This window comes from Pseudomonas sp. P9_35 (genome assembly GCF_034008205.1).
Lineage (GTDB): Bacteria > Pseudomonadota > Gammaproteobacteria > Pseudomonadales > Pseudomonadaceae > Aquipseudomonas > Aquipseudomonas kilonensis.
Genome location: NZ_CP125373.1, coordinates 1,366,007 through 1,379,241 on the forward strand (window position 1 = coordinate 1,366,007; position 13,235 = coordinate 1,379,241).

The window sequence follows — 13,235 nt, forward strand, 5'->3', positions numbered from 1 at the left end:
GCATGTCCTTCGAGTTGCTCGCCACCGATGGCAAGGCTCGTCGCGGTCGTCTGACCTTCCCCCGCGGTACCGTGGAAACCCCTGCGTTCATGCCGGTGGGCACCTACGGCACGGTCAAGGGCATGCTGCCGCGTGACATCGAGGCGATTGGCGCGGAGATCATCCTCGGTAACACCTTCCACCTGTGGCTGCGCCCGGGCATGGAAGTGATCAAGGCCCACGGCGACCTGCACGATTTCATGCAGTGGAAAGGCCCGATCCTGACCGACTCCGGCGGCTTCCAGGTGTTCAGCCTGGGCGCGATGCGCAAGATCAAGGAGGAGGGCGTGACCTTCGCTTCTCCTGTGGACGGTTCCAAGGTGTTCATGGGGCCGGAAGAGTCGATGCAGGTGCAACGCGACCTGGGCTCGGACATCGTGATGATCTTCGACGAATGCACGCCGTACCCGGCCGATGAAGACGTGGCGCGGGTGTCCATGGAGCTGTCGTTGCGCTGGGCCCAGCGCTCGAAGAGCGCCCATGGCGAGAACACCGCAGCGCTGTTCGGCATCGTCCAGGGCGGCATGCACCGCGACCTGCGCATGCGCTCGCTCGAAGGCCTGGACAAGATCGGCTTCGACGGCCTGGCGATTGGCGGCCTGTCGGTGGGCGAGCCCAAGCACGAGATGATCAAGGTGCTCGATTACCTGCCGGGCGAAATGCCGGCTGACAAACCTCGTTACCTTATGGGCGTTGGCAAACCGGAAGATCTGGTTGAGGGTGTGCGCCGCGGTGTGGACATGTTCGATTGCGTGATGCCAACCCGTAATGCCCGCAATGGGCATCTGTTCATCGACACTGGTGTGCTGAAGATCCGTAACGCGTTCCATCGCCATGATGATTCGCCGCTGGATCCGACCTGCGATTGCTACACCTGCCAGAACTTCTCCCGCGCTTATCTGCATCATTTGGACAAGTGCGGCGAAATGCTCGGCAGTATGCTCAATACCATCCACAATTTGCGCCATTACCAGGTGCTTATGGCTGGTTTGCGCGAGGCTATTCAACAGGGTACATTGGCCGCCTTTGTCGAGGCCTTCTATGCCAAGCGCGGGTTGCCTGTACCGCCCTTGGACTGAGTTTTCCGATCCTAAGATTCAATACTTGCAACTGGAGTGCTAAATGAGCTTTTTTATCTCTAATGCCATGGCTGACGCGGCTGCACCTGCTGCTGCCGGCCCTATGGGCGGCGGTTTCGAGTGGATTTTCCTGGTCGGCTTCCTGGTCATCTTCTACCTGATGATCTGGCGTCCACAGGCCAAGCGCGCCAAAGAGCAGAAGAACCTGCTGAGCAACTTGCAGAAGGGCGATGAAGTGGTCACCACCGGCGGCATCGCTGGCAAGATCACCAAAGTGGCCGATGACTTCGTGGTACTGGAAGTGTCCGACACTGTTGAAATGAAGTTCCAGAAGGGCGCTATCGCGGCCACGCTGCCAAAGGGCACGCTGAAAGCGATCTAAGTAACAACTTCTATTCAATCGACGGGGCGCGCAAGGCGCCCCGCGTCATAAGCGGGCGGCGTGATGCTGAACAAATACCCTCTGTGGAAATATGTACTGATCCTGGCGGTGCTGGCGGTCGGTCTGATTTATTCCGCTCCCAATCTATACCCGGATGACCCGGCCATTCAGGTCAGTGGCGCAAGCACTGCGCTGCAGGTCACCCAGGCCGATCTGGACCGTGCGAGCGCTGCGCTCAAGGCGTCCAATATCGACGTCAAGGCTGCGTCCCTCGCCGAAAACGGCAAGGGCGGCCTGTTGCGTCTGGCCAAGGCCGAAGACCAGCTGCCAGCCAAGGACGTGGTGCGCAAGGCGTTGGGCGACGATTACGTTGTGGCCCTGAACCTGGCCCAGACCACTCCGCAATGGCTGCGCAAGCTCGGCGCGCATCCAATGAAGCTGGGTCTGGACTTGTCCGGTGGTGTGCACTTCCTGCTGGAAGTGGACATGGAAAAAGCCCTCGACGCGCGGATGAAAGTCTACGAAGGCGACGTCAAGAGCTTGCTGCGTAAAGAGCGCGTGCGTTATCGCAGCCTGCCGCAACTCGACGGTGCCATTCAGCTGGGCTTCAGCGATACCGATACCCGCGAGCAGGCTCGTGCGCTGATCCGCAAGAACTTCAATGATTTCGATGTTGTGCCGGCCGACCTCAATGGTCAGGCAGTGCTGCGTCTGGCGATGACCCCGGCCAAGCTGGCGGAAATCCGCGAATACTCCATCAAGCAGAACTTGACCACGGTGCGTAACCGCGTCAACGAGCTGGGTGTGGCCGAGCCGATCGTGCAGCGCCAGGGCGCCAACCGCATCGTGGTTGAGCTGCCAGGCGTGCAGGACACTGCCGAAGCCAAGCGTATCCTCGGCAAGACCGCCAACCTGGAATTCCGCCTGGCCGCTGAGCCGGGTGCTTCCAAGGCCACTTCCGAGAGCTTCGAGTTCCGCGAGGGCAATCGTCCGGCAGCGCAGATCGAGCGTGGCCTGATCATCACCGGTGACCAGGTGACGGACGCCAAGGCTGGTTTCGATGAGCAGGGTCGCCCTCAGGTGAACATTCGCCTGGACGGCCATGGCGGCGAGCTGATGAACCGCGCTACGCGCAGCAACGTCGGTCGCAGCATGGCGGTGATCTTCATCGAGCAGAAGCCGACCACCACTTACACCAAGCAAGTGGTCAACGGCGTCGAGAAAGACGTCGCAGTGCAGACCTTCAAGGAAGAGAAGAAGATCATCAGCCTGGCGACCATCCAGTCGCCACTGGGCAGCCAGTTCCGCATCACCGGCCTGAACGGCCAGGGTGAATCCTCGGAACTGGCCCTGCTGCTGCGTGCCGGTGGTCTGGCCGCGCCAATGTACTTCGCTGAAGAGCGCACCATTGGCCCGAGCCTGGGTGCCGACAACATCACCAAGGGTATCGATGCTTCGCTGTGGGGCATGCTGTTCGTGTCGCTGTTCATCATGGCCATCTACCGCTTCTTCGGCATCATCGCCACCGTCGCGCTGGCGGTGAACATGGTGATGCTGCTGGCCCTGATGTCGCTGCTGGGTGCAACGCTGACCCTGCCGGGTATCGCCGGTATCGTGTTGACCATGGGTATGGCGGTGGATGCCAACGTGCTGATCTTCTCGCGGATACGTGAAGAGATCGCCGCGGGCATGACGATCCAGCGGGCAATCAACGAAGGCTTCGGCCGGGCATTCACCGCGATCCTCGACGCCAACCTGACCACGTTGCTGGTCGGCGGGATTCTCTTCGCCATGGGCACCGGCCCGGTCAAGGGCTTCGCAGTGACCATGTCCCTCGGGATCTTTACCTCGATGTTCACAGCCATCATGGTGACCCGCGCAATGGTCAACCTGATCTTTGGCGGTCGTGACTTCAAGAAGTTGTGGATTTAAGGGGCTGCCATGTTACGTACAATCAACTTCATGGGCGTTCGCAACATTGCGTTCGGCGTCACATTGTTCCTTACCGTACTGGCGTTGTTCAGCTGGTTCCACAAGGGCCTGAACTACGGCCTGGACTTCACCGGCGGTACGCTCATCGAGCTGACCTACGAGCGTCCGGCCGACGTCACCAAGGTGCGTGAGCAACTGGCGTCGTCGGGCTACAGCGATGCCATCGTGCAGAGCTTCGGTGCGACTACCGACCTGCTGGTGCGCATGCCGGGTGCAGACCCGCAGCTGGGTCACCAGGTGGCCGAGGCCTTGCAGAAGGCCGGCGGCGACAACCCGGCCCAGGTCAAGCGCGTCGAGTTCGTCGGCCCGCAGGTGGGTGAAGAGCTGCGCGACCAGGGCGGCCTCGGCATGCTGATGGCGCTGGGCGGCATCCTGATCTACCTGGCCTTCCGCTTTCAGTGGAAGTTCGCGGTGGGCGCGATTGTCTCGCTGATCCACGACGTGATCGTGACCGTGGGCATCCTGTCGTTCTTCCAGATCACTTTCGATTTGACGGTGCTGGCGGCAGTGTTGGCGATCATCGGTTACTCGCTCAACGACACCATCGTGGTGTTCGACCGGGTGCGTGAGAACTTCCGTGTGCTGCGCAAAGCGTCCTTGATCGAGAACATCAACATCTCGACCACCCAGACCCTGCTGCGGACCATGGCGACGTCGATCTCCACCTTGCTGGCGATTGCTGCGCTGTTGTTCTTTGGTGGCGACAACCTGTTCGGTTTCTCCATTGCGCTGTTTGTCGGTGTGTTGGCGGGTACTTACTCGTCGATCTACATCGCCAACGTGGTGCTGATCTGGCTGAACCTGAGCACCGAGGACCTGATTCCTCCTGCGGCCACCGAAACGGAAGTGGACGACCGCCCGTAAGGCTCCGGTTTTCACCCGTCACTGCTGAAAAGGCGCGAGTTGAACTCGCGCCTTTTTTTATGCTCCAAGGCTGGGAGAAGCGCGGATTAATCCGCTTGTGATGGTCAGGAGGTTCAAGTGAACAAATCGATGCTGGTTGGTGCGGTATTGGGTGCTGTCGGTGTAACAGCCGGTGGTGCGGTCGCCACCTACAGCTTGGTAAAAAGTGGCCCTGAGTATGCGCAAGTATTGGCCGTGGAGCCGGTCAAGACCCAAATCAAGACCCCGCGTGAAGTGTGCAAGGACGTCACCGTGACTCGGCAGAAGCCAGTCCAGGACCAGCACCAGATCGCCGGTACCGTCCTGGGCGCCGTAGCCGGTGGCCTGCTGGGCAACCAGATCGGCGGCGGCACCGGTAAGAAAATCGCCACCGTGGCGGGTGCGGCCGGTGGTGGTTATGCCGGTAACAAGATTCAGGAAGGCATGCAGGAACGCGACACCTACACCACAACCCAGACTCGCTGCAACACGGTCAACGACATCAGCGACAAGGTGGTCGGCTACGACGTTCGCTACATGCTCGACGGCAAAGAAGGCAAAGTCCGCATGGACCGCGACCCGGGCAACCAGATCCCGGTGAGCAAGGAAGGCCAACTGATCCTGGGCCAGAACGAACCGGCCCAGTGATCCAACCGCTATGAAAGAAGCACCCTTCGGGGTGCTTTTTTTGTGCCCGCATTTCATGCCCCACCTCAACCCCCCCTGTGGGAGCGAGCTTGCTCGCGATAGCGGTGGGTCGGCTTTCAAGGATGTTGAATGTGCCGGCCTCTTCGCGAGCAAGCTCGCTCCCACAGTGGATCTCCAGTGGATATAAACCTGTGCCCGACCCAAATCCCCTTGTGGGAGCGAGCTTGCTCGCGATAGCGGTGGTTCAGCTTGCATCAATGTTCAGGGTGTCATCCATTGTGGCGAGGGAGCTTGCTCCCGCTCGGTTGCGCAGCGACCGCAAGATCTTGGGTCTGCTGCGCAGCCCAGCGGGAGCAAGCTCCCTCGCCACAGTGTCCACATCTGAGCTGGGTGGTGTGAGGCAGGCATAAAAAAAGCACCACGAAGGGTGCTTTTTCTGTAGCCGGTTGCTTAGCGCTTCAGCGAAGCCGGCAGGTGCGGCTGGATGGCGGTGAGCACAGCCTTGAAGCATTTGGTGTTGCCGGCAACGATGTGGCCTTTTTCAAGGAAGTCGTGGCCGCCGGTGAAGTCGCTCACCAAACCGCCGGCTTCCTGGATCAGCAGGGCGCCTGCAGCCATGTCCCATTCGGACAGGCCCGATTCCCAGAACGCATCGAAACGGCCAGCGGCCACATAAGCCAGGTCCAGGCTCGCAGCACCGGCGCGGCGGATGCCGGCGGTCTGGCCGACCAGGGCGCGGAACATGCCCAGGTAGTTGTCCAGATTGTCCATCTGGTCATCGCGGAACGGGAAGCCGGTACCCAGCAGGGCGCCGTCCAGGCTGGTGCGGCCGCTGACGCGCAGGCGACGACCGTTCAGTTGGGCGCCACGGCCACGGCTGGCGGTGAATTCTTCCTGGCGAACCGGGTCCAGCACAACGGCGTGTTCCAGGCGACCACGGTATTTGCAGGCGATGCTGACAGCGAAGTGAGGAATGCCGCGCAGGAAGTTGGTGGTGCCGTCCAGCGGATCGATGATCCACAGGTACTCTTCGCCTTCGATGCCAGTACCGGCGTGCATGCCGGTCTCTTCACCGAGGATGGAGTGGTTTGGGTAAGCCTTGCGCAGGGCGTCGACGATCTTTTGCTCGGCGGCGCGATCAACCTCGGACACGTAGTCCTTGGCGTCTTTTTCATCGACCTTGATGGTATCCAGGCGCTCGATGGAGCGGAAGATCAGTTCACTGGCGCTGCGGGCGGCGCGCAGCGCGATATTCAGCATGGGCTGCATGGATGTGTCACCTAAGGTTGTTAAAGAAAGCCGCGCATTCTATCAGAAAGTTTTCTCAGGAGAAGGTTGGTGTTCGCTTTCATAGCTTAACGGTAGGTGCTTATGTAAGATTTGCTCCCTTTATCGTGTTCGAGAGCGCCTCCCTTGTTGCAGAACATTCGTGTCGTCCTGGTCAATACCAGCCATCCGGGTAACATCGGCGGAGCTGCGCGGGCCATGAAGAACATGGGCCTGTCGCGCCTGGTGCTGGTCGAACCGCGCTTGTTTCCCCATCACGAAGCCGACGCCCGGGCCTCCGGCGCCGGTGACATCCTCGCCAACGCGCAGGTCGTCGCCACCCTGGAAGACGCCCTGGTGGGGTGCAACCTGGTGCTCGGCACCAGCGCCCGCGACCGGCGTATCCCCTGGCCGCTACTCGACCCCCGCGAATGCGGCACCAAAGTGGTCGAGGAAGCCGCGCAAGGCTTTGAGATCGCCCTGGTGTTCGGCCGTGAAGACTCCGGCCTGACCAACGACGAGCTGCAGCGATGTCACTTTCACGTGCATATCCCTTCCGACCCCGAGTTCAGTTCCTTGAACCTGGGGGCGGCGGTGCAGGTGTTGAGCTATGAAGTGCGCATGGCTTGGCTGGCAGCCGAAGGCAAGCCCAGCAAAGTCGAAAAAACCGAGGTCACGTCGCCGCGCAGTGAGACACTGGCGACCATGGACGAGCTGGAACGGTTCTTTGAACACCTGGAACAGACCCTGGTGGACATCGAGTTCCTCGACCCGGAAAAGCCGCGACACTTGATGGCGCGCCTGCGTCGGTTGTACGGACGAAGCTCGGTCAGCCGGGCGGAGATGAATATATTGCGCGGCATCCTCACGGAAACCCAGAAAGCGGCCCGTGGCGAGCTGATTAAGCGGAAGAAATAAAATGTTCGAACGTTTGCGTGAAGATATCCAAAGTGTTTTCCATCGTGACCCGGCGGCGCGCAATGCCTTTGAAGTGCTGACCTGCTACCCGGGGATGCACGCCATCTGGATCCATCGCCTGTCCGGCGCCTTGTGGAACATGGGTTGGAAGTGGCTGGCGCGGCTGGTCTCGAACTTCGGGCGCTGGCTGACCGGGATCGAGATCCACCCGGGCGCCAAGGTCGGTCGCCGCTTCTTCATCGACCACGGCATGGGCATCGTCATCGGCGAAACCGCCGAGATCGGCGACGACGTGACCCTGTACCAGGGCGTGACCCTCGGCGGCACCAGCTGGAACAAAGGCAAGCGCCACCCAACCCTGGAAGACGGTGTGGTAGTGGGGGCCGGCGCCAAGGTGCTCGGGCCGTTCACGGTAGGGGCGGGGGCGAAGGTCGGTTCCAATGCGGTGGTCACCAAGGCCGTGCCGCCTGGCGCGACCGTGGTGGGTATTCCGGGGCGGATCATCGTCAAGTCCGATGACGAGCAGGACGCCCGCCGCAAGGCCATGGCCGAGAAGATTGGCTTCGACGCCTACGGTGTCGGCGAAGACATGCCCGACCCGGTCGCCCGCGCCATCAACCAGTTGCTCGATCACCTGCAGGCCGTCGATGGGCGCCTGGAGGGGATGTGCGGCGCCCTGAAGGACCTGGGCAGTAATTATTGTGCCAAGGACCTGCCTGAGCTGCGCGAGGAAGACTTTGCGTGTGTGAAGGACAAGGATGAGACCCAGGCCAGTTAAACCGAGGTGCCTGCATCGCGGGCAAGCCTTGCTCCCACAGGAGTCCTGATTTTTACAGGGCCCCTCCGTTGGGGCGGAGGGATCCTGTGGGAGCAAAGCTTGCTCGCGATAAACGATAACGCGGTATAGCTGGTCGCCGCCGACCAGCCTTTGTTATGATGCGCGCGCTCTTTCGCGGGTAAACCCGAGTAAAGCACTAGGTCTTATACTTGACTTAAATACTCGGGAATTGCATACTCGCCCCCATTCCGAACTCCGTGGTAATTGTCCATGCGACTGACTACAAAAGGCCGATACGCCGTGACCGCAATGCTGGATCTGGCATTGCATGCGCAGCACGGGCCGGTGTCCCTGGCCGATATCTCCGAGCGCCAGGGCATTTCCCTGTCCTACCTTGAACAGCTGTTCGCCAAGCTGCGCCGTAGCAACCTGGTTTCCAGCGTTCGCGGCCCAGGCGGCGGCTACCAGCTGTCGCGCGACATGCAGGGCATCCAGGTCGCCCAGGTGATCGATGCGGTGAACGAATCGGTCGATGCGACCAAATGCCAGGGCCTTGGCGACTGCCATGGCGGCGATACTTGCCTGACCCACCACTTGTGGTGCGACCTCAGCCTGCAGATTCACGAATTTCTAAGCGGTATCAGCTTGGCTGACCTTGTAACTCGCCGTGAGGTGCAAGAAGTAGCCCAGCGTCAGGACCAGCGCCGTTGCAATAGCAAGGCGCCGCACCTGGACAAGATTGAAGCGTCCGCCGTCGAATGACTGCCGTAGAGCACGCGGAACGCCAGCCAGCCTGATTTAGGAGAAAGTCCATGAAATTGCCGATTTACCTTGATTACTCTGCGACCACCCCGGTTGATCCGCGTGTTGCGCAAAAAATGAGTGAATGCCTGCTGGTCGACGGAAACTTCGGTAACCCGGCGTCCCGTTCCCACGTGTTCGGCTGGAAGGCCGAAGAGTCGGTCGAAAACGCCCGTCGCCAGGTCGCTGACCTGGTCAACGCCGACCCACGTGAAATCGTCTGGACCTCCGGTGCTACTGAATCCGACAACCTGGCAATCAAGGGCGTCGCGCATTTCTATCACACCAAGGGCAAGCACCTGATCACCTCCAAGATCGAGCACAAGGCTGTCCTGGACACCATGCGCCAACTGGAGCGTGAAGGCTTCGAAGTCACCTACATCGAGCCAGGTGAAGACGGCATCATCACTCCAGCCATGGTCGAAGCTGCCCTGCGCGACGACACCATCCTGGTTTCGATCATGCACGTGAACAACGAAATCGGCACCGTCAACGACATCGCCGCCATCGGCGAGCTGACCCGCTCCAAGGGCGTCCTGTTCCACGTCGACGGCGCGCAGTCCACCGGCAAGGTCGACATCGACCTGTCCAAGCTGAAAGTCGACCTGATGTCGTTCTCGGCCCACAAGACCTACGGCCCTAAAGGCATCGGCGCCCTGTACGTCAGCCGCAAGCCGCGTGTTCGCATCGAAGCGACCATGCACGGCGGCGGTCACGAGCGTGGCATGCGTTCCGGTACCCTGGCGACCCACCAGATCGTCGGCATGGGTGAAGCCTTCCGTGTAGCCAAGGAAGACATGGCTGCCGAGAACGTGCGCATCAAGGCCCTGAGCGACCGCTTCTTCAAGCAGGTCGAGCACCTGGAAGAACTCTACGTCAACGGCAGCATGATCGCCCGCGTACCGCACAACCTGAACCTGAGCTTCAACTATGTTGAAGGCGAGTCGCTGATCATGGCACTCAAGGATCTGGCCGTGTCGTCCGGTTCGGCGTGCACCTCGGCATCGCTTGAGCCTTCGTACGTGCTGCGCGCCCTGGGCCGCAACGACGAACTGGCCCACAGTTCGATCCGCTTCACCTTCGGCCGCTTCACCACCGAAGAAGAAATCGATTACGCCGCGCAGAAAGTCTGCGAGGCCGTTACCAAGCTGCGCGCTCTGTCGCCGCTGTGGGACATGTACAAAGACGGCGTCGACATTTCGAAAATCGAGTGGGCGGCGCACTGAAGAAGTCGCCACCAGAGCGACTCACTGATGAGGATTGAAGCAAATGGCATATAGCGAAAAGGTCATCGACCACTACGAGAACCCGCGCAACGTCGGCAAGATGGACGCGCAGGATCCTGATGTCGGCACCGGCATGGTCGGCGCCCCGGCGTGCGGCGACGTGATGCGCCTGCAGATCAAGGTCAACGAGCAAGGCATCATCGAAGATGCCAAGTTCAAGACCTATGGCTGCGGTTCCGCCATCGCGTCCAGCTCCCTGGCCACCGAGTGGATGAAGGGCAAGACCCTTGATGAAGCCGAAACCATCAAGAACACCCAGCTGGCCGAAGAACTGGCCCTGCCGCCAGTGAAGATCCACTGCTCGGTACTCGCCGAAGACGCCATCAAGGCCGCCGTTCGCGATTACAAGCAGAAGAAAGGCTTGATCTGATCCGCGCATTGGTAAGGAGTTTTCATGGCTATCCAGATGACAGAAGCGGCAGCTAACCATATCCAGCGCTCACTTGCGGGGCGCGGCAAGGGCGAGGGTATCCGCCTGGGTGTTCGCACCACGGGCTGTTCTGGCCTCGCCTATGTACTGGAATTCGTCGACGAAGTGGGCGAAGACGATCAGGTGTTCGAGAGTCATGGTCAGAAAGTGATCATCGACCCCAAGAGCCTGACGTACCTGGACGGCACCGAACTGGATTTCGTCAAGGAAGGGTTGAACGAAGGCTTCAAGTTCAACAACCCCAACGTGCGCGGTGAGTGTGGCTGCGGCGAAAGCTTCAACATCTGAGGCAGCTTGTGGGTACTCCTTGTCATTTTGCGTTGTTCCAGATGCAGCCTGCGTTCCAGCTGGATCTCGAGCAGTTGTCCGCGCGTTACCTTGAATTGGCCCGTGGCGTCCATCCCGACCGCTTTGCCGATGCTTCCGAGGCGGAGCAACGGCGGGCGCTCGAGCAGTCGGCGAACCTCAACGAGGCTTACCAGACGCTCAAGCTCCCGGCCAAGCGCGCGCGTTACCTGCTCGCCATCAGCGGTCATGAGTTGCCGCTGGAGGTCACGGTCCATGATCCCGAGTTTCTTTTGCAGCAGATGCAGTGGCGCGAAGAACTCGAGGACCTGCAGGACAGCGCCGACCTGGCCGGTGTCGCGGTATTCAAGCGTCGCTTGAAAGACGCCCAGCAAACACTGAACGAAAGCTTCGCAGCCTGCTGGAACGATGCCGCGCAACGCGAACAGGCCGAACGCCTGATGCGGCGCATGCAGTTCCTCGACAAGCTCACCTACGAAGTGCGCCAGCTCGAAGAGCGCCTCGACGATTAACCCAGTGCCGCTCCGGTCGCACGCCTGATTACAGATAAGTCCTGATTACGATGGCCCTACTGCAGATCGCCGAACCCGGCCAAAGTCCACAACCGCACCAGCGTCGCCTGGCTGTCGGGATCGACTTGGGTACCACCAATTCCCTGGTCGCTGCCTTGCGCAGCGGTCTTTCCGAACCGCTGGCCGACGAGCAGGGGCGGGTGATCCTGCCGTCCGCCGTGCGCTATCACGCTGATCGCGTTGAAGTGGGTGAGTCGGCCAAGCTGGCCGCCGCCACCGATCCGTTGAACACCATCGTCTCGGTCAAGCGCTTGATGGGTCGTGGTCTGTCCGACGTCAAGCAACTGGGCGACCAACTGCCGTACCGCTTCGTCGGTGGCGAATCCCACATGCCGTTCATCGAAACCGTACAGGGCCCGAAAAGCCCGGTAGAGGTTTCCGCCGACATCCTCAAGGTGTTGCGTCAGCGCGCCGAAGCGGCATTGGGCGGTGAATTGGTGGGTGCGGTCATCACCGTTCCGGCCTATTTCGATGACGCCCAGCGCCAAGCCACCAAGGACGCGGCCAAGCTCGCCGGCCTGAACGTGCTGCGCCTGCTCAACGAGCCGACGGCTGCTGCGGTCGCGTATGGCCTGGACCAGCATGCCGAAGGCCTGGTCGCCATCTACGACTTGGGCGGCGGTACTTTCGATATTTCGATCCTGCGCCTGACCGGCGGTGTCTTCGAAGTCCTGGCCACCGGCGGCGACAGCGCCCTGGGCGGTGATGACTTCGACCATGCCATCGCCGGCTGGATCATCGAGCAAGCGGGTTTGTCCGCCGACCTCGACCCGGGTGCGCAACGCCATCTGCTGCAAACCGCCTGCGCGGCCAAGGAAGCCTTGACCGAGGCCGTCTCCGTTGAAGTCGCTTATGGCGACTGGAAAGCCGCGCTGACCCGCGAAGCCTTCGATGCCCTGATCGAACCCATGGTCGCTCGCAGCCTCAAGGCCTGCCGCCGTGCCGTGCGCGATTCCGGCGTGGAGCTCGAAGACGTCAAGGCCGTGGTCATGGTCGGTGGTTCGACCCGCGTACCTCGTGTTCGCGAAGCCGTTGCCGAGGCCTTTGGCCGCCAGCCGCTGACTGAAATCGACCCGGACCAGGTGGTTGCCATCGGCGCCGCGATCCAGGCCGATACCCTGGCTGGCAACAAGCGCGATGGCGGCGAACTGCTGCTGCTCGACGTGATTCCGTTGTCCCTGGGGCTGGAAACCATGGGCGGCCTGATGGAGAAGGTGATTCCGCGTAACACCACCATCCCGGTTGCTCGCGCCCAGGACTTCACCACCTATAAAGACGGCCAGTCGGCCATGATGGTCCACGTGCTGCAAGGCGAGCGTGAGCTGATCAGCGACTGCCGCTCCCTGGCTCGCTTCGAATTGCGCGGCATCCCGCCGATGGTGGCGGGCGCGGCGAAGATTCGCGTGACCTTCCAGGTCGACGCCGATGGCTTGCTCAACGTCTCCGCCCGCGAACTGGGTTCAGGCGTGGAGGCGAGCATCCAGGTCAAGCCGTCCTATGGCCTGACCGACGGCGAAATCGCCAAGATGCTCAAGGATTCCTTCCAGCATGCCAGCGACGACAAGGTAGCGCGTGTGCTGCGCGAGCAACAGGTCGACGCCCAGCGCCTGATCGAGGCCGTGCAAGGTGCCCTTGAGGCCGATGGCGAGCGCTTGTTGGACGCCGAAGAGCGCATGGTCATCGAGCTGCAGATGCAGGAATTGTCCGAATTGATCAAAGGCACCGATGGTTATGCCATCGAGCAGCAGACCAAGCGTCTGTCGCACGTCACCGACGCCTTTGCTGCCCGCCGCCTGGACTCGACGGTGAAAGCCGCCCTGGCGGGGCGCAACCTGAATGAAATCGAGGAATAACTG

14 protein-coding genes are annotated in these 13,235 nt (G+C 61.1%); 13 read left to right on the forward strand and 1 reads right to left on the reverse strand.

Annotation, left to right across the window (positions count from 1 at the left end; all coding sequences use genetic code 11):
- The first annotated feature begins 2 nt into the window (after nt 1-2).
- From tgt to QMK47_RS05900, 5 genes are all read left to right on the forward strand, one after another.
- On the forward strand, nt 3-1,118 hold the full coding sequence (gene tgt / locus QMK47_RS05880; protein WP_320390512.1) for a tRNA guanosine(34) transglycosylase Tgt: 1,116 nt from the start codon (nt 3-5) through the stop codon (nt 1,116-1,118).
- Nucleotides 1,119-1,161: 43 nt separating this feature from the next.
- Entirely contained in the window at nt 1,162-1,500 is a 339-nt protein-coding gene (gene yajC, locus QMK47_RS05885; RefSeq protein WP_003197982.1) for a preprotein translocase subunit YajC, read from the forward strand.
- Nucleotides 1,501-1,563: 63 nt separating this feature from the next.
- Nucleotides 1,564-3,432 (forward strand): protein translocase subunit SecD, encoded by a 1,869-nt coding sequence (gene secD, locus QMK47_RS05890; protein ID WP_214511308.1) that lies wholly within the window; start codon nt 1,564-1,566, stop codon nt 3,430-3,432.
- A 9-nt stretch (nt 3,433-3,441) separates the two neighbouring features.
- Complete coding sequence (gene secF / locus QMK47_RS05895) at nt 3,442-4,356, forward strand: protein translocase subunit SecF (protein ID WP_214511309.1); 915 nt, start codon at nt 3,442-3,444, stop codon at nt 4,354-4,356.
- A 117-nt stretch (nt 4,357-4,473) separates the two neighbouring features.
- Entirely contained in the window at nt 4,474-5,022 is a 549-nt protein-coding gene (locus tag QMK47_RS05900) for a glycine zipper 2TM domain-containing protein (protein WP_014336691.1), read from the forward strand.
- 450 nt (nt 5,023-5,472) lie between these two features.
- Here QMK47_RS05900 and suhB read toward each other — a convergent pair whose 3' ends face one another.
- Complete coding sequence (suhB, locus tag QMK47_RS05905) at nt 5,473-6,291, reverse strand: inositol-phosphate phosphatase (RefSeq protein WP_003185165.1); 819 nt, start codon at nt 6,289-6,291, stop codon at nt 5,473-5,475.
- Between the two features lie 144 nt (nt 6,292-6,435).
- Here suhB and trmJ point away from each other — a divergent pair, with 144 nt between their 5' ends.
- The 8 genes from trmJ to hscA all read left to right on the forward strand — a co-directional run bounded on the left by trmJ (nt 6,436) and on the right by hscA (nt 13,232).
- Nucleotides 6,436-7,206 (forward strand): tRNA (cytosine(32)/uridine(32)-2'-O)-methyltransferase TrmJ, encoded by a 771-nt coding sequence (gene trmJ, locus QMK47_RS05910; RefSeq protein WP_003185164.1) that lies wholly within the window; start codon nt 6,436-6,438, stop codon nt 7,204-7,206.
- A gap of 1 nt (nt 7,207) precedes the next feature.
- The gene (gene cysE, locus QMK47_RS05915) at nt 7,208-7,984 is read left to right on the forward strand and encodes a serine O-acetyltransferase (protein WP_003197992.1); all 777 of its coding nucleotides are present in this window, start codon (nt 7,208-7,210) and stop codon (nt 7,982-7,984) included.
- A gap of 270 nt (nt 7,985-8,254) precedes the next feature.
- Nucleotides 8,255-8,746 (forward strand): Fe-S cluster assembly transcriptional regulator IscR, encoded by a 492-nt coding sequence (gene iscR / locus QMK47_RS05920; RefSeq protein WP_003185160.1) that lies wholly within the window; start codon nt 8,255-8,257, stop codon nt 8,744-8,746.
- Between the two features lie 50 nt (nt 8,747-8,796).
- Nucleotides 8,797-10,011 carry an IscS subfamily cysteine desulfurase gene (locus QMK47_RS05925; RefSeq protein ID WP_214511310.1) on the forward strand — a complete coding sequence of 405 codons (1,215 nt, stop codon included), beginning with the start codon at nt 8,797-8,799 and terminating at the stop codon, nt 10,009-10,011.
- A gap of 43 nt (nt 10,012-10,054) precedes the next feature.
- Entirely contained in the window at nt 10,055-10,441 is a 387-nt protein-coding gene (gene iscU / locus QMK47_RS05930; protein WP_003185157.1) for a Fe-S cluster assembly scaffold IscU, read from the forward strand.
- Between the two features lie 24 nt (nt 10,442-10,465).
- Nucleotides 10,466-10,789, forward strand: a complete 324-nt coding sequence (gene iscA, locus QMK47_RS05935) for an iron-sulfur cluster assembly protein IscA (RefSeq protein ID WP_003185155.1) — start codon at nt 10,466-10,468, stop codon at nt 10,787-10,789.
- An 8-nt stretch (nt 10,790-10,797) separates the two neighbouring features.
- The gene (gene hscB / locus QMK47_RS05940) at nt 10,798-11,319 is read left to right on the forward strand and encodes a co-chaperone HscB (protein ID WP_214511311.1); all 522 of its coding nucleotides are present in this window, start codon (nt 10,798-10,800) and stop codon (nt 11,317-11,319) included.
- A gap of 50 nt (nt 11,320-11,369) precedes the next feature.
- Nucleotides 11,370-13,232 carry a Fe-S protein assembly chaperone HscA gene (hscA, locus tag QMK47_RS05945; protein ID WP_320389943.1) on the forward strand — a complete coding sequence of 621 codons (1,863 nt, stop codon included), beginning with the start codon at nt 11,370-11,372 and terminating at the stop codon, nt 13,230-13,232.
- Nucleotides 13,233-13,235: the final 3 nt, after the last annotated feature.

Bases quoted from the DNA above. Each gene is read 5' to 3' on its own strand.
- tgt (WP_320390512.1), top strand. From the start codon at position 3: ATGTCCTTCGAGTTGCTCGCCACCGATGGCAAGGCTCGTCGCGGTCGT.
- yajC (WP_003197982.1), top strand. From the start codon at position 1,162: ATGAGCTTTTTTATCTCTAATGCCATGGCTGACGCGGCTGCACCTGCT.
- secD (WP_214511308.1), top strand. From the start codon at position 1,564: ATGCTGAACAAATACCCTCTGTGGAAATATGTACTGATCCTGGCGGTG.
- secF (WP_214511309.1), top strand. From the start codon at position 3,442: ATGTTACGTACAATCAACTTCATGGGCGTTCGCAACATTGCGTTCGGC.
- suhB (WP_003185165.1), bottom strand. From the start codon at position 6,291: ATGCAGCCCATGCTGAATATCGCGCTGCGCGCCGCCCGCAGCGCCAGT.
- cysE (WP_003197992.1), top strand. From the start codon at position 7,208: ATGTTCGAACGTTTGCGTGAAGATATCCAAAGTGTTTTCCATCGTGAC.
- iscR (WP_003185160.1), top strand. From the start codon at position 8,255: ATGCGACTGACTACAAAAGGCCGATACGCCGTGACCGCAATGCTGGAT.
- QMK47_RS05925 (WP_214511310.1), top strand. From the start codon at position 8,797: ATGAAATTGCCGATTTACCTTGATTACTCTGCGACCACCCCGGTTGAT.
- iscU (WP_003185157.1), top strand. From the start codon at position 10,055: ATGGCATATAGCGAAAAGGTCATCGACCACTACGAGAACCCGCGCAAC.
- iscA (WP_003185155.1), top strand. From the start codon at position 10,466: ATGGCTATCCAGATGACAGAAGCGGCAGCTAACCATATCCAGCGCTCA.
- hscA (WP_320389943.1), top strand. From the start codon at position 11,370: ATGGCCCTACTGCAGATCGCCGAACCCGGCCAAAGTCCACAACCGCAC.